Raw genomic sequence first — 15,100 nt, 5'->3', positions numbered from 1 at the left:
GACAATGTCTTTTTTATTATTATAAAACATATATAATGATGGAATGGTCGCGTACAAAAAGCATATTTTTATGAATTTCATCAGATGGGGGGATGGTGATGAATAAGCCATGGGTTGGTAAGGAAATATGGAACAAAGTTTACAAATGGAAAATGCTGAATGTTCAAGATGATTCGCGCGAAATAAGAGAAAAAAAGGAAAGTAAAGAAACAGAGTCAAAAAAAGAAGATAAAGTAATTGGAATAGAGAAAGAGAGTGAAAAAACTGGATTAACAAAAGAAAATAAAGCGATTGGATTAGAGGAAGAAGAGGTGAAAATTGAATCAGTAAAAGAATATGAAGAAAGAGAATTAGAGAAAGAAGAAATAGCAATTGAATCAAACAAAGAAAGTGAAGAGACTGAACCAGCAAAAGAAAATAAAGTGATTGGATTAGAGAAAGTAGAAGTAGCAAATGAATCAGAGAAAAAAAGTGAAGAAACTGAATCAAAGAGAGAAAGTATAGGTTTAGGATCAAAAATAGAGACTTCAGTGCATTCAATGGTAGTGAAAACGCCATTTTCTATTATTTCAGAAGTGTCTAGCTTTAAAGTATTTCCAAAAATAAATGTGAAAAATCAAGATGCATTTGTATTTCGAAATGAAAAAGATGCGGAGGGGCGTGAATTAGATTCTAAGTTATTAACTACAGTGCAACAGTATCATTCGGAGGCTTATTGTAAATTAGTTTCTTTAAATCTTCATGAAAAGAGAGTGCTTGTTGAATTATATAATCAAAAAGTTAAAGAGAATAATGAAGAGAATAAGGTAGAGACATCTTCATGGATTCCTATTCACAGCATAATATTAGAGAGTGAAAATGGGGGAGAAGTAAGTAATTATATAACAGCCAGACTACCAATAGAAATAGGAAGATATAAAGGTGAAATTAGTTTACGAGAAAAAGTGGTATTTACAGAAAAAGTGATAGGAATAAAAGAGGTGGAACAGGAGATTATTTTGACAAAAACCGAATTTTTAGTACCAAAAGTAAAAAAGAATGGACAAAATAAATTTACAGTTGAAAAAGGGAGCTTATTGGTAGAAGGATATATATATCAATGTATTGAATACATATCAGAACAAAGTACATTTCATGACAATGTGTATCAGTTAGTACAAAATATTGTATTGGAATTAATCATTCAAGTGATACAAGAACAGGAAGTACAAGTGCGAATTACATAAAAATGATTATATTCCCTTGATTAGCTCATTATTTTTATTCGTAGCGTATCAATGCGTAATCTTTTGTAAATCATTCAGTGCTATAGAATATCCTCCAAACGGTTTATCCTCAATGAATTCATTTTAATATTTATGAAGGGTGATATTGTTGCTAGCTAGGATAGTTACTTAATTGTATGGATTTCTTCAGGTTTAAGTTTTAAAAAGGTGCTAACAAGTTTGTCAACGAACTTGCTAACACTTATTTAAAACGGACATAAAATTGGCGTAAATGTTGTTTGATTAATGAAGCTAATTAAATAACATAGATAATTACATCTTATAACCTAGGGTGTAATATAAAGTATATTCACTCCTTTTTTACAAAACTCACAATTTAAATAGTAAAACATGTTTATCGTAATTTTCCAAACACCAATTATATTTTTTTAGAATAATTGGGTGGACGTCTTCTTCTGTAGTATCGACTTCAGTATAGCCGTATTTTTTATAAAAGCTTTCTAGTTCTTCAAAAGGAAGACAATACACATTTAGTATTTGTAATTTTTTTGCAGTTTGTACTAAAAATGAAACGAGTTTCCCAGCTAATTGTAGACCTCTAAATTTAGGGAGAATAAAAATTCCACCCATTTCAATAGTACCTTCATCTATTTGGACTAAACGTCCAACACCTGCATACTCATTGTTATATGTAATGATCGCAACTGTGTCTCGTGTTAAATCACTTGGTACAAATCCTATCGATTCATAATGATTATTAACCCATTCTAAATCATTAGATGTAGCTAGTTGAATACTCATATGTATCCTCCCTCAGAAAAAATGTAATATTCTCATTATACACAGTGTAATAACTTGTAAAAAGAGGTTAAAATGAAATCATTTTTATTTGCAGTTCAAGTTTTGAATAATAGTGCATACAATATAAAGTCTTTTCCTTTCTTCATTTAAGTTTTACGTATATAATTTAAAAGTACTATTTTTATTTTATATTTTTTATATTTATAACAGAATAGAGGTTTAAAAATGGGTGTTAAAATCATTACGGATAGTGCGGCGGATTTACCGGTAGAATTGCTGCAAGCATATGATATTGATTTAATTCCACTCCGTGTATATGATGAAGCAGAAACAGAGTATTTAGATGGAGTTACATTAAAATCAGTTACATTACTGCAAAAAATGAGAGAAGGCGCAGTTTATAAAACGTCATTGCCTTCACTTGAAACATTCCAAGAAAAATTTGTTTCCTATGCAAAAGAAGGTAACCCTTGTATATATTTAGCTTTTTCATCTGAATTGTCTGGTACATATCAATCGTCAGTTCTCATTAAAAAAGAAGTGAAAGAAACATACACTGATTTAGATTTAGAAATTATCGATACAAAATGTGCCTCACTCGGTCAAGGTATTGTCGTATTAGAGGCTGCAAAAATGGCAAAAGAGGGCGCATCGAAAGAAGAAATATTAAACCGTGTCGCTTTTCTAATGGAGCATATGGAGCATATCTTCACTGTAGCTGACTTACAGTACCTTGTTAGAGGTGGCCGTTTAAGTAAAGTAGCCGGTTTCATCGGGGGTTTGCTAAACATTAAGCCAATCTTAAATGTGGATGAAGGAAAACTTGTACCACTTGAAAAGGTACGAGGGAAAAAGAAAGTATTAAGCCGAATTGTTGATATTATGGAAGAGCGCGGGAAAGACCTTAAAGGTCAAACAATCGGTATGACTCACGGTGATGATCTAGAAACTGCCGAAGCATTAAAAGCATTAATTACTGAAAGATTCGGCTGTGAAGTATTTATCGTAAATACAATTGGAGCTGCAATCGGAGCGCATACAGGACCAGGTGCGTTAACATTGTTCTTCTTAAATGAAGTAGAGTAAAGGATTGATCTTTTGATCAATCCTTTTTTATTCTAATTTAATTGTTTTATGTAAATAAAAAATATGTAATTATTTCTTCACTTTCTCTTTAAAAGGTAAGAAGGTAGATAGGAAAGTGATAATAGCTAGTCCAAAGCCGAATCTTTCAGTTTGATCAATCACTAAGTCATTTTTCCACTGATAAAGGAAAGAAGCGATTATTAAAAGTAAAGCAGCGCCTCCAACATATCTTACTATTTTTCGTGCGGATTCATCTTTAAGTCTTACAATCATGTTTATCGTCCTTTCGAGTTTACTAAATAATTCGACAAACTAATTACTAGGATGCGATATTGGTAATTCATCTATGAAATTGAGTGAATTTTTATCGGAGAAACATCAAAAGGTATATGCATTACGAAACATGATAGAGGTGTACATAGAACTTAAAGATTGGAAAAATGTTAATAAAGTTATGAATGAAGCATTTCATTTTTTATCGATTTATGATGTACCAATTGCACATGTCCAACTATATGGTTTGAAAGCTAAAATATTCAAAATACGAGGAGATTATTATGAATATGAGAAAAATATACAAAAAGCAATTGACGTGGGAGTAGAAAAAAAGCAACATCGCTTAGTTGCTGAATTATCCTATGAACTAGGTAACTTTTATAATGAGAATCGCTCTTATAAATTATCTGCGAAGTATTTTAAAATATCAGCTGAAAATAAAATGGATTAAAAAAGAAGTTTAGTCAAAAGTTCTTATAAATTGTAAAAGGTTATCCAAAAGAGTATGATATTTTATACTTTTTGGATAACCTCTTTTTATTACTATTCTACAATTATTGGTCGATATGGTATCGGTGATGATAAAATCATAGAAGTTTTTACTGTACCAAATGGTATAACGATATCAATTAATTCCTCTAATTCTTTCATTGAGTGAACCGCTACTTTTAAGTAATAGCTACTTTCACCTGTTACTCGGTGACATTCGAGTATTCTATGTTCTTCGTATATTTTCTCCTCAAATTTTTTGCATGGAATCTTTAAATTTTCGATTCTTAAAAATGCTTGAATTGATTTTCCAACTGTATCTAGTGATATCCGTGCTGTATACTTTTCAATTATTCCTGCATCTTGTAACCTTTTTAGTCTTTCTGTAACGCTAGGGCGGCTAAGGTGTAGATGCACAGTCATTTCTGTAATTGTCATCCTGGCATCTTCTTGTAATAATAGGGTTATTTTCTTATCGATCTCATCCATTACTCATGCTCCTTTGCAAAGTTGAAAGTAAACTTCTGAAATACATGCATAATATAAAATCTAATGCTAAATTACATACACAATTGAATGTTGAATAGACTGATAACTTTCTATAATTAAAATATAAATGGAGGTGCATGTAATGTCTAATCATTTCAACGAAACAATTTCTATTAAAAAGGGAACAGCTTTATACGTAGGGGCAGTTTTAGGATCAGGAATTCTTATTTTACCTGGTATGACTGCGAGTATAGCGGAAGGGAATGCGATTATTTCTTGGCTTATTATGATTTTATTTAGTATCCCACTTGCATTAACATTCGCTTTTTTATCTATTGAGCATGCAAGTGCAGGGGGAATTGCAACTTTTTCTGAGAAAGCTTTTGGTAAAAAAGTAGGTGCGATTATAGGCTGGTGTTTTTTTATCGCAGGTAGTGTTGGACAAATCATTGTATCACTGACAGGTGGAATGTATATAGTAAAAGTCTTTTCTTTACCATCGTATTTTTCTTATATTATCGGGTTAATCATAGTAAGTATTTCTATCGGTTTCAATTTATTTGGATTAAAAATGAGCGGTTCATTTCAAGTATGTATCGGAGTATTAACTTTTTTTATTTTAATCGTAACAATAATAAGCTCGCTACCTTATATTGAAATGAAAAATATAAATGTACATATTTCTATGAAAGCAGTAAATTCAATTTTAGATGCGTCATTATTAATTTTTTGGTCATTTTTCGGTTGGGAAGCTATTGCAAGTTTAGCTCCAGAATTTAAAACACCTAGAAAAAGAAATATTATTTTGTCTACGGGAATTGCAATTATTATTATTGGGGTTTTATATATTGGGATTGCATTATCAGTAATCGGAACAAAATCATACCAGATTAATTCTGATAATAGTACAGCTCTAGTGCTTGTAATAAAACAAACATTAGGTGACCAATTTACATGGTTAATTGGATTGGTAGCTTTTATTATTTGCTTAGGAACGACAAATGCATTTATCGCAAGTATGGGACGTTTAGGTTATTCACTAGGAAAAGAAGAAGTTGCACCTCGTTATTTAGCATGTATTAATGAAAAAAGAGCAGCGCCAACAAATGCAGTAAAAGTTGTAGGTTTTATTGCGATAATAGGTTTGTTAATAAGTTTTATTTTTCATATTAGTATAGATAGAATCGTATTAATACCGAACTCGTTAGGGATTGTTACATATATAGTCGGTACTGCGGCCGGAGTTAAGTTAATAAATAATAGATTAGGTAAAATTTTTTCTATAATAGCTTTTACATGTTGTATAGCGGTTTATCCCTTTATTGGAGGAGTCATACTTATTCCAATAGTTGTAGCTTTAGCGTCTTTATGCTATTTATATTGCATAAAAGGTAGACTTGTAGATGGGAGGGAGCAGAATAAGGAATGTTAAAATGCATTCGTTTAAGTTTCAATATTTAGAGATATCTAAATATTGGAGATTCATATATAATTATGAAGTGATTAAATTGTTGTAACTATTTGTAAAAATAGGAGGCTATTAAAATGAATATACGTATTCAAGCTCCAACTAAATGGGATTTAGGCAGACTATATTCTAATAAACAAAATCTTATATTTTCTATAGAACGGTTAATTATAGAATATAAAGCAACAAAAGACTCAGTAATCCTCTCACAACTTATAGAGGCTATCGAAAAAGCAGAGTATTACTTATATTGCCGTGCTGCTGAAGATGAGAAGCATCCTGAAAATACTTTACTAAGTGTAAAAGTAAATCAATTAAAGAAAGAAGTTCAACTATTAATAGAATCTAGTAAGGGACAAAGTGTTAATACAAATCATTCAAGTATTAAACTAATAGAAAATGAATTAAAAGCTTGGGAAGATATGTATACACAATTAAGAAATAAAATAGAAGTAATACACGATAAAGAGACTTTATCATTTGGACAAGCAAATTACGTTGCGATGAATAGTGATGATCATAATGAAAGATTAATAGTATTTGATTCTCTTACAAATGCTTTGAATAAGGAAAAAGATATCTTCGCTACTGTATTGAATCAAATAGGAAGATTACGTCATGCTAAAAGTGATGAAATGGAAGGGACAGAGATTTTAAAACAATCACTACAAGCAAATGGCATCTCTGAAACTGCATTATCCCAAATGTGGAATGCAACGGAACAAAATCTTACGAAGCTAGTAATTGCGTTAAACGGTTATAAAAAAGGAAAGAATTCAATTACATGGTACGAGCTAATGACATGGAAAGAAAGTAATGAGACTGTTATTCCTTTTTCAGTAGCAGTAAAAAACATATATGATGCACTAAAAAATATAGATGAAGAATTGGCACAGTTCGCACAGAATGCAATAGCAAATGGATGGGTAGATGCTGAACCGAGAGATAATAAACCACCAGGTGGGTTTTGTGCTCCTTTTTTCAGTGAAAAAGAATCCCGTATTTCAATGCGTTATGATGGAACAATTGATAGTGTAAGAGTACTTGCTCATGAATTAGGACATGCTTGGCATTTTTATGTTATGAGTTTGGAACAATCTACTTCATTTTTAGATGATTACCTGCCAATGAGTACAGCAGAATCAGCGTCTATTTTCTTTGAGATGGTGCTCGTAGATCACTTAATAAAAACAGCAGAATGTACAGAAATGAAAAAGGCATTGCTTAGCTGGAAAATTAGAAATAGCTTTAATTATGTTATGGCAATTCGTGCATCGTTTCAGTTCGAAAAGAGTTTTTATGAAAAAAATAAAGAAGGTCCTATAAGTGCTGATGAAATTGAGAAATTATCTATAGCAGCGCAAGAAAAGGCATACGGAAATGCACTAACAGAATATCAGCCATTTGTTTGGATGAAATACGTTCAGTTTTATATAGCAGACGTTCCTTTTTACAATTATCCATACACATTTGGGTATTTAGTAAGTTTTAGTTTACTAGAATTAGCGAAAGAAAATAAAAGTGAATTTCATTTGAAGTATAAAGAATTTTTGCGAGAAACGGGAAAAGCTCCAGTTGAAGAACTTATGAAAATACATTTTGAAATTGATCTAACAAATTATGAATTTTGGAATAAAGCTTTTATACAAATAAATAAAGATATTGATGAATATTTGCAGCTTATGTAGGGGGAGAACAAATTAATAAAGGGGACTACATACATGAACAGAATCGGCATTATCGGAGCAATGCAAATCGAAATAGACTTACTATTAGAAAAACTACTTATTAAAGAGGAACATACTATTGCGAGAATACCTTTTTATAAAGGAAACTTCATGGATACAGAAATTATTATTACGCGATGTGGTGTAGGAAAGGTAAATGCTGCCGCATGTACACAAATTTTAATTAATAAATTTGATGTGGATTCTATCATTAATACAGGTATTGCGGGTGGATTACATCCGGATGTGAAAATTGGTGATCTAGTTATTTCTACAAATGTTACGCATCATGATGTTAATAAAAATCAAATGAAGAATCTATTTCCGTTTCAAGAAGTGTTTCATGCAAGCAAGGAATTAAGAGATTTAGCCCGAAAAGCTGTTAATAGTAGTAGTTTAAATATTACTGTTCATGAAGGAAGAATCGTCAGCGGAGAATGCTTCGTCGAGGATTCAAAATTAAAGGAGCAATTAGTCACTGAATATGTACCTCATTGTACAGAAATGGAAGGGGCAGCAATTGGACATGTTTCTTATATAAATGACATACCGTTTCTCGTTTTGAGATGCATTTCTGACAGTGCAGATGATTCAGCGCAAGTTTCATATGATGATTTCGCGAAAACCGCAGCGAATTATTGCTCAGAAATTATTGTTGAGATGCTTAAAAATATTTCGATTAAAGCTGTATTGTAGTTCATAAGTAAAGAATGGGAGAGAATATCATGTTACAAGCACTAATTTTCGATATGGATGGAACTTTATTTCAAACAGATAAAATTTTAGAGTTATCACTAGATGATACATTTGATCATTTACGGTCACTACAATTATGGAATACGATAACACCAATTGATAAATATCGTGAAATTATGGGTGTACCTTTATCTAAAGTTTGGGAAGCTTTATTACCTAATCATTCTAATGAAGTAAGGGAACAAACAGATGCATATTTTTTAGAAAGACTAATTGAAAATATAAAGAGCGGAAATGGTGCTTTATATCCGAATGTAAAGGAAGTTTTTAGTTTTATAAAAGAAAATAATTGTTCTGTTTACATTGCTAGTAATGGTTTAACGGAATATTTACAAGCAATCGTATCTTATTATGATTTAGACCAATGGGTTATGGAAACATTCAGTATTGAACAAATACACTCGCTAAATAAAGGTGACTTAGTAAAAAGTATTTTGATGAAATATGATATAAAAGAGGCAGCGGTAGTTGGGGATCGTTTATCGGATATTAATGCGGCAAAAGATAATGGTCTAATTGCAATTGGATGTAATTTTGATTTTGCACAAGAAGATGAACTTGCTCATGCTGATTTAGTAATTGATGATTTAATGGAACTGAAGGGGATATTACCAGAATTGAAGAATACGTACATAACAAAATGAATAAGTTCACATTCAAATGAATGCTCAGGATAATATATTCTTGGGCATTTTTATTTTTCAAAAAGATACATTTGGATAGAGAAAGTGGGGGATTAAGCTGGAAGATATACAAATTAAGCAGATTGAAGATTTGTTTAAATATGAGATTAATCACCTTATTCAAGAAAGTACAAAAGAGGGATTTAACTTCTTAATAAAACTAATAAATGAATATGAAAGTAAAAGAAATACATTTAGTAAAACGGGCGAATGTTTATATGGCATTTTTCGAGGTGATACGTTAATTGGAATCGGGGGATTAAATCAAGATCCGTATACGAAAGTTAATAAGATTGGCCGATTGAGGAGATTTTATATTTCAAAGGATTATCGGCGCATCGGATTAGGGAAGTTGTTATTAAAGAAACTATTAAGACATGCGGAAAAGTATTTTCACGTTGTTGTTCTACATTCGGATACAAAGCAAGGTGAGGAGTTTTATAGCGCAAATGGATTTGTAAAAATCGGAAATTATAAAGGTTCAAGTCACCTGATAAGATTGTAGAAAGGTTCTATACTCAAGTATGGAACCTTTCTTATGCAATTACATCTTAACATTCATTTGTTTCAATAAACCCTTAGGATCACCTTTTACATAATAAAAATGCGGATTATTTTCATCATCGTAAAGCATAATATAAGGTTTTTCATTAAGCGGGAGAAGAATAAGTACCTCATCAATTGTTGTATGTAACCATTGATTTGTAATAGAAACTGGTTTAGATAAAGGGATTTTTATCATGTGACCATCTTTTGGAACGACGTTTAAGTTTTTGAACGGGCCAGTAATGTATTTAGCATATTGAACAGCTTCTTTTTGAATAGCTGGATCTAAAGATTGTTTTTGAACGACCATTTCTTTTTTACAATCAAATACTTCAATTTGTTTATTTGTATTTGCGAACGCATTTGTTGATAATAAAAAGAAGAGAAGAGTAATGACTCCTATTTTTTTGAACATGAAATAACACCTCACACTTACTATACCCTCAAACGTTGTAAATATTTTTATGTCACATTGATGTAACAAAGAAGTTGTATGATAAAATTGATATTTGTTTATAAGTAATGGAGGAAATGTAATGAAAGTATTAATCGCGGATGATGAACAAGATATGCTGAAAATTTTAAAAGCATATTTTGAAAAAGAAGGCTTCGAAGTTTTATTAGCAAAAGATGGAGAGGAAGCACTTCAAATATTTTATGATGAGAAAATTGACTTAGCTATTTTAGACTGGATGATGCCGAAAAGTAGTGGTATTACTGTCTGTCAGGAAATAAAAAAGAATTCGAGTGTAAAAGTATTAATGCTTACTGCGAAAAGTGAAAGTGAAGATGAATTAGCAGCTCTTCAAAGCGGGGCAGATGAGTATGTGAAAAAACCATTTCACCCAGGAGTGCTAATTACGCGAGCGAAAAAGCTTGTACAGCATGAAGATGTTATTCAAGTTCAAGATTTAAAAATAGATTTCACCAAAAATAAAGTATATAAAAATGAGAAAGAATTAGACATTACAAAGACAGAATTACAATTAATAAAGTGCTTTTTAAATCATAAAGGCACGATTTTAACGAGGAAAAAGTTGTTAGATATCGTCTGGGGATTTGATTATTTTGGGGAAGAGCGAACGGTTGATACGCATGTAAGAAGATTACGTAAAAAAATAGGAGGAAATATTATAAAGACACATCGCGGTTTAGGATACAGTTTGGAGGAAGAGTGTGAATAAACTCGGTAAAAAGTTATTTTTCAGCATCTCTTTAACAGTCATCCTTATTTTTGCCATCTCTTTATTATTAATTAACTATTTTTTACCAAAATATAATGTGCACAAAACACGCGAAAGCTTAGAAGGCATTACAGCGCAAATCCAGTCAATACCGCGTAAAGAACTGGATGATGCTATAAATCATATTGAAAATGAAGGTAATGTTACGATTGCGTATACATCAATAAATAGTTCAGAAGATGCTATTAATGAAGAATTACGCATGCAACTTACAAAAAAGAGAGTTGCATTGAATAAACTTTGGATTACAAAAGAAGAAATTACGAAAGTGAAGAACATCGGACAATCGAATAAAATATATGATCAAGAAAAGATAAAATCTAGTTTTTTTGCGAAATACATTGCGAAAGATGATATGTTGATTTTAGTAGGAGTTTCTATCGCACATTCCAATGAAGTAATTAAAACGCTTAACTCATTTTATATATACATTTTGGGATTCTCACTATTTCTTATTATCGTGCTCGTCTGGGTTTTTTCAAAAACAATCACTACACCACTGAATGAATTGAGTGATGTCGCAGAAGATATTTCACGTCTGAAATTTAAACGGACGAAAGTTAAAACGAATGATGAAATAGGTGATTTAGCAAATAGTATAAACATTATGAGTGATAAATTACATGAAGCACATCAAGATTTAACAGATCGAAATGACCACTTAAAACGATTTATGGGCGATGTAACTCATGAATTAAAAACACCAATCGCATTAGTAAAAGCATATTCTATGGGAATAAAAGACGGTTTAGATGATGGCACATATGTTGATACAATCATTAAACAAACAGATCAAATTTCAAATTTAATTGAAGAGTTATTGCGATTTTCTAAACTAGAAAGAGATATTTTACAAAAAGAAGAATTCCCTATTGAACCACTAGTACAAAGTATAATAGATAAGCATAAGATTGAACTGGAGTCGAAAGAAATCAAGTTGCAAGTGGACTATAGTGTTGGTGACACGATTGTTTATGCTGATTTAAATAAAATGAGAATGGTCTTTCAAAATTTAATTTCTAATGCGATAAAATATACAACGAATCAAAATATAAAAATCATATTAGAAGAGAAAAATGGCATTGTGTATTTTCAAATTCAAAATGGTATTGCTGCTGAGGGAATTAAAGAGATAGATAAAATTTGGGAGCCTTTTTACGTATTAGAGTCTTCTCGCAGTAAAGAAAAATCAGGTACTGGATTAGGATTAGCGATTGTAAAAAGTATATTAGAAAGACATGGTTTTGAATACGGAGTTTCGGTAGAAGATGGAGAAATACAATTTTATATGTATATAGAAAGGAACTAATTGTTATTAGTTCCTTTTCTATTATCTTGAAAGATTCGAATGTTTTACAAAATTCTCAACTTTCTACGAAATATAAACTGAATTTTCTGCATTTTTAATGTATAGTAAAAGAAGGAATATATGGGGAGGGAAGGGCATGAGGAAAAAGAAATTAGCAATAACACTTTCAGCTATATTATCTTTAACAATTACTTCAGGAGTTTCTAGTATGACTGCACATGCAGAAAATGAAGGGAGCTCTGTAAAAGGGAGTGATATTAAGTTAAATGGTCAAGTTTCAGAAGCTTTAACTCCAAACACAAAAATTCAATTGGAAAATGGGATGACAAAACCAATCTATTCTCTTGATGAAGCAATTATTGAAAATTTATTTGTAGAGACAGAAGTCGATAGTGATAGAGATGGTAGGAAAGATCGAGTATCGATTAAAGTTATGCGTCCAAAGACAGAATCAAATGTAAAAGTTCCTGTTATATATGAAATGAGTCCATATCGATCTGGATTAAAAGATGTGCCTGTTTATAATGTTGATGAAGAATTGTATGCGTATGAAGGAAAACCGTATGGGGCAGTTAATCTTGGGTCGTATGGTAATTATTATGTTCCGAGAGGATATGCAGTTATTTTAGGCGAAAGTATCGGAACTGGAAAATCAGATGGATGTCCGACAACTGGAGATGAACAAGAAATACTAGGGACGAAGTCTGTCATTGATTGGGTAAATGGGCGTGCAAAAGCATATACAGAGGATGGTAAGGAAGTAAATGCAAATTGGTCTACGGGAAATGTAGGAATGACAGGAGTTTCTTATAATGGTACGTTACCGAATGCTGTCGCAACGACAGGAGTGGAAGGGTTAAAAACAATTATTCCAATCGCAGCGATTAGTAGCTGGTATGATTATTATCGTGCAAATGGGGCGGTTATTGCGCCAGGTGGATATCAGGGAGAAGATACAGATAATATGGCAGAAGCAGTACTAACAAGAAAGAACCCTGAAGTTTGCGGGCAAATTATTAAAGAACTAACAGCTGGACAAGATCGTAAAACAGGCGATTATAACGATTTTTGGGATAAACGTAACTATGTAAAAGATGTTAAGAATGTGAAGGCTAGTGTGTTTGTTGTTCACGGTTTAAATGATTGGAATGTAAAAACGAAGCAGTTCGCACAGTGGTGGGAAGCTCTTGGCAAAAATAATGTTCCTCGTAAAATGTGGTTACATCAAGGTGGACATGGCGGAACATCAAGTAATAACTGGCAACAAACCCAAAATAAATGGTTCGATTATTGGTTATATGGAATTGAAAATGGAATTATGGATGAACCGATGGTAGATGTACAACGTGAAAATAAATCGTGGCAAAAAATAAAAAATTGGCCAGATCCAGCAGCTGTACCATCAAAAGTCCGTATGTATTTAAGTAATAAAGCAGTCAATCTACCATTAAGTATGGGATCAGTAAACAATGTTTTCTCATTAGTAGATGATGCTAAAATAAAGTCAAATCAACTAGTAGAAAACCCTGAGTTAGAAATAGCGAATCGATTAGTATATACAATGCCTGTACTGCAAAAAGATATACGAATAAGTGGTACGCCTAAAATTTCAATAACAGGAAATATTGATCGATCTGTTTCAAATTTAACAGCTTTACTTGTTGATTATGGCGGAGCGAGGCCTGAAATTGTAACGAGAGGTTGGATGGATCCGCAAAACTTAAATAGTATAGAAAATTCAACAGCGATTCAACCTGGTAAAGATTACACATTTACATGGGACATGCAGCCAGATGATTATGTATTTAAAGCAGGGCATCAAATGGGGGTCGTTTTAATCGCAAGTGATTACGATTATACAATTAGACCGAAAGCAGGAACGAAGCTAACGGTGAAATTGAGCGAAGTGACATTGCCGATTGTGAAATAAATAGTTTTTGATAAAGAGCTTACTATAGTAAGCTCTTTGTTTATAATCGGAATTTTCAACTTTTATATGTTCAATCGCGAGGAAATATTATACAATGTAAATATATTACATGGAAAGTGAGTGATAAATTATGACAGTCAGCTCTTTCGAATTCTCATTAAAATTTGAGGTACGGAAAGATTAAGTAAATTAGAATCTTCCGTACACATAAAACGGAGGAGAAAATAAATGTTTAGTTTTTATAGTACACTTTGTACAGAACTATATGATTTTACAAAACCTGTCGGTTATTCTTTAAATGGTGATATTGAGTATTACCAAGAACGTTTAAATAATTGTGGGGGAAGAATTCTCGAAGCGGCAGTAGGATCAGGGCGTGTCATTATTCCACTTCTTGAAGTTGGATTTAAAGTTGATGGGATAGATTATTCAACTGAAATGCTAGATTCTTGCCGTAAGCGTTGTAAAGAGAGAGGCTTAAACCCTAATTTATACCAAGGAAGCTTACAACAATTTTCATTACCATATAAATATGAGGCGATAATAATTCCTACCGGATCCTTTTGTTTAATTGAAAATCGTGATGATTCTATAAACGCTTTGAAATGTTTTTATGAACATCTTAATCCAGGTGGGCGTTTAATTGTAGACCTTGGACTTCCGTATGATTGGAAGACGGGTGAGATTCATACATCGACTTTTTCCTTACCAAGCGGAGACGGGATTACATTAGAAAATAAATCAATTGAAATAGATTGGCTTAACCAAGTAACTGTATCATATTTAAAATACGAAAAATGGAGTAAAGGAAAGTTAGTACAAACTGAACTACAACGTTTTGCAATGCGGTGGTATGGAATAGAAGAGTTTAAACTCCTTTTAGAAAGTATAGGTTTCACTGACATTACTTGCTCTGCTGACTATGTTTATGAAAAGCAACCGTCAAATGCAGAACAAATTATTACTTTTGAAGCTGTACGAAAGTAATAATATAGGAACTATTCATGAAAATAAGGCAATCGACACAACATCGACTGCCTTATTTTCAATTTTAGGATATGTTTTATTTC

15 protein-coding genes and 1 pseudogene are annotated in these 15,100 nt (G+C 31.9%); 12 read left to right on the top strand and 4 right to left on the bottom strand.

The features are described 5' to 3' along the window. Positions 1–98 precede the first annotated feature (98 nt). Entirely contained in the window at positions 99–1,226 is a 1,128-nt protein-coding gene (locus MHH59_RS14430) for a BC_2427 family protein (RefSeq protein WP_340851584.1), read from the top strand. A gap of 369 nt (positions 1,227–1,595) precedes the next feature. Here MHH59_RS14430 and MHH59_RS14425 read toward each other — a convergent pair whose 3' ends face one another. Further along, positions 1,596–2,027, bottom strand: coding sequence for a GNAT family N-acetyltransferase (locus MHH59_RS14425; RefSeq protein ID WP_340851581.1), 432 nt, complete (start codon positions 2,025–2,027; stop codon positions 1,596–1,598). Positions 2,028–2,252: 225 nt separating this feature from the next. Here MHH59_RS14425 and MHH59_RS14420 point away from each other — a divergent pair, with 225 nt between their 5' ends. Then, on the top strand, positions 2,253–3,113 hold the full coding sequence (locus MHH59_RS14420; protein ID WP_002142141.1) for a DegV family protein: 861 nt from the start codon (positions 2,253–2,255) through the stop codon (positions 3,111–3,113). 69 nt (positions 3,114–3,182) lie between these two features. Here MHH59_RS14420 and MHH59_RS14415 read toward each other — a convergent pair whose 3' ends face one another. After that, a complete protein-coding gene (locus MHH59_RS14415; protein ID WP_000637078.1) occupies positions 3,183–3,386 on the bottom strand; it encodes a hypothetical protein in 204 nt (67 codons plus the stop codon). A gap of 70 nt (positions 3,387–3,456) precedes the next feature. Here MHH59_RS14415 and MHH59_RS14410 point away from each other — a divergent pair. Continuing rightward, positions 3,457–3,840: pseudogene (locus tag MHH59_RS14410) on the top strand (helix-turn-helix domain-containing protein); the annotation flags it as partial. Positions 3,841–3,932: 92 nt separating this feature from the next. Here the strand turns inward: MHH59_RS14410 and MHH59_RS14405 are convergent. Continuing rightward, complete coding sequence (locus tag MHH59_RS14405) at positions 3,933–4,367, bottom strand: Lrp/AsnC family transcriptional regulator (RefSeq protein ID WP_340851580.1); 435 nt, start codon at positions 4,365–4,367, stop codon at positions 3,933–3,935. A gap of 142 nt (positions 4,368–4,509) precedes the next feature. On the opposite strand from MHH59_RS14405, the gene MHH59_RS14400 reads away from it, so the two are divergent. The 5 genes from MHH59_RS14400 to MHH59_RS14380 all read left to right on the top strand — a co-directional run bounded on the left by MHH59_RS14400 (position 4,510) and on the right by MHH59_RS14380 (position 9,506). Continuing rightward, positions 4,510–5,799: an APC family permease gene (locus MHH59_RS14400; RefSeq protein WP_340851578.1), complete on the top strand. Its 1,290-nt coding sequence runs from the start codon at positions 4,510–4,512 to the stop codon at positions 5,797–5,799. A 113-nt stretch (positions 5,800–5,912) separates the two neighbouring features. Next, positions 5,913–7,523: a M3 family metallopeptidase gene (locus MHH59_RS14395; protein ID WP_340851575.1), complete on the top strand. Its 1,611-nt coding sequence runs from the start codon at positions 5,913–5,915 to the stop codon at positions 7,521–7,523. Positions 7,524–7,556: 33 nt separating this feature from the next. Further along, the gene (locus MHH59_RS14390) at positions 7,557–8,258 is read left to right on the top strand and encodes a 5'-methylthioadenosine/adenosylhomocysteine nucleosidase (RefSeq protein WP_002168203.1); all 702 of its coding nucleotides are present in this window, start codon (positions 7,557–7,559) and stop codon (positions 8,256–8,258) included. Positions 8,259–8,287: 29 nt separating this feature from the next. After that, positions 8,288–8,962 carry an HAD family hydrolase gene (locus MHH59_RS14385; protein WP_087996133.1) on the top strand — a complete coding sequence of 225 codons (675 nt, stop codon included), beginning with the start codon at positions 8,288–8,290 and terminating at the stop codon, positions 8,960–8,962. Between the two features lie 130 nt (positions 8,963–9,092). Then, complete coding sequence (locus tag MHH59_RS14380; protein ID WP_002012933.1) at positions 9,093–9,506, top strand: GNAT family N-acetyltransferase; 414 nt, start codon at positions 9,093–9,095, stop codon at positions 9,504–9,506. Positions 9,507–9,545: 39 nt separating this feature from the next. On the opposite strand, the gene MHH59_RS14375 is transcribed toward MHH59_RS14380, so the two are convergent. Further along, the gene (locus MHH59_RS14375; RefSeq protein ID WP_002012934.1) at positions 9,546–9,962 is read right to left on the bottom strand and encodes a hypothetical protein; all 417 of its coding nucleotides are present in this window, start codon (positions 9,960–9,962) and stop codon (positions 9,546–9,548) included. Positions 9,963–10,083: 121 nt separating this feature from the next. Between MHH59_RS14375 and MHH59_RS14370 the strand changes: the two genes are divergently transcribed. The 4 genes from MHH59_RS14370 to MHH59_RS14355 all read left to right on the top strand — a co-directional run bounded on the left by MHH59_RS14370 (position 10,084) and on the right by MHH59_RS14355 (position 15,017). Then, entirely contained in the window at positions 10,084–10,731 is a 648-nt protein-coding gene (locus MHH59_RS14370) for a response regulator transcription factor (RefSeq protein ID WP_002168205.1), read from the top strand. Beyond that, positions 10,724–12,100 carry a sensor histidine kinase gene (locus tag MHH59_RS14365; protein WP_078203350.1) on the top strand — a complete coding sequence of 459 codons (1,377 nt, stop codon included), beginning with the start codon at positions 10,724–10,726 and terminating at the stop codon, positions 12,098–12,100. The genes MHH59_RS14370 and MHH59_RS14365 overlap by 8 nt, the downstream gene beginning before the upstream one ends. 136 nt (positions 12,101–12,236) lie before the next feature. Next, complete coding sequence (locus tag MHH59_RS14360) at positions 12,237–14,030, top strand: Xaa-Pro dipeptidyl-peptidase (protein ID WP_098168344.1); 1,794 nt, start codon at positions 12,237–12,239, stop codon at positions 14,028–14,030. Between the two features lie 228 nt (positions 14,031–14,258). Beyond that, positions 14,259–15,017 carry a class I SAM-dependent methyltransferase gene (locus tag MHH59_RS14355; protein WP_002127787.1) on the top strand — a complete coding sequence of 253 codons (759 nt, stop codon included), beginning with the start codon at positions 14,259–14,261 and terminating at the stop codon, positions 15,015–15,017. Positions 15,018–15,100: the final 83 nt, after the last annotated feature.

It is taken from the genome of Bacillus sp. FSL E2-0195 (assembly GCF_038003645.1).
In the GTDB taxonomy this organism is placed as follows: Bacteria; Bacillota; Bacilli; order Bacillales; family Bacillaceae_G; genus Bacillus_A; species Bacillus_A mycoides.
Note: the sequence above shows the minus strand (reverse complement) of the source record. Positions and strands in the feature narration are given on the sequence as shown.

Bases quoted from the DNA above. Each gene is read 5' to 3' on its own strand.
- MHH59_RS14400 (WP_340851578.1), top strand. From the start codon at position 4,510: ATGTCTAATCATTTCAACGAAACAATTTCTATTAAAAAGGGAACAGCT.
- MHH59_RS14385 (WP_087996133.1), top strand. From the start codon at position 8,288: ATGTTACAAGCACTAATTTTCGATATGGATGGAACTTTATTTCAAACA.
- MHH59_RS14370 (WP_002168205.1), top strand. From the start codon at position 10,084: ATGAAAGTATTAATCGCGGATGATGAACAAGATATGCTGAAAATTTTA.
- MHH59_RS14360 (WP_098168344.1), top strand. From the start codon at position 12,237: ATGAGGAAAAAGAAATTAGCAATAACACTTTCAGCTATATTATCTTTA.
- MHH59_RS14395 (WP_340851575.1), top strand. From the start codon at position 5,913: ATGAATATACGTATTCAAGCTCCAACTAAATGGGATTTAGGCAGACTA.
- MHH59_RS14355 (WP_002127787.1), top strand. From the start codon at position 14,259: ATGTTTAGTTTTTATAGTACACTTTGTACAGAACTATATGATTTTACA.
- MHH59_RS14405 (WP_340851580.1), bottom strand. From the start codon at position 4,367: ATGGATGAGATCGATAAGAAAATAACCCTATTATTACAAGAAGATGCC.
- MHH59_RS14420 (WP_002142141.1), top strand. From the start codon at position 2,253: ATGGGTGTTAAAATCATTACGGATAGTGCGGCGGATTTACCGGTAGAA.
- MHH59_RS14430 (WP_340851584.1), top strand. From the start codon at position 99: ATGAATAAGCCATGGGTTGGTAAGGAAATATGGAACAAAGTTTACAAA.
- MHH59_RS14425 (WP_340851581.1), bottom strand. From the start codon at position 2,027: ATGAGTATTCAACTAGCTACATCTAATGATTTAGAATGGGTTAATAAT.
- MHH59_RS14415 (WP_000637078.1), bottom strand. From the start codon at position 3,386: ATGATTGTAAGACTTAAAGATGAATCCGCACGAAAAATAGTAAGATAT.
- MHH59_RS14375 (WP_002012934.1), bottom strand. From the start codon at position 9,962: ATGTTCAAAAAAATAGGAGTCATTACTCTTCTCTTCTTTTTATTATCA.
- MHH59_RS14390 (WP_002168203.1), top strand. From the start codon at position 7,557: ATGAACAGAATCGGCATTATCGGAGCAATGCAAATCGAAATAGACTTA.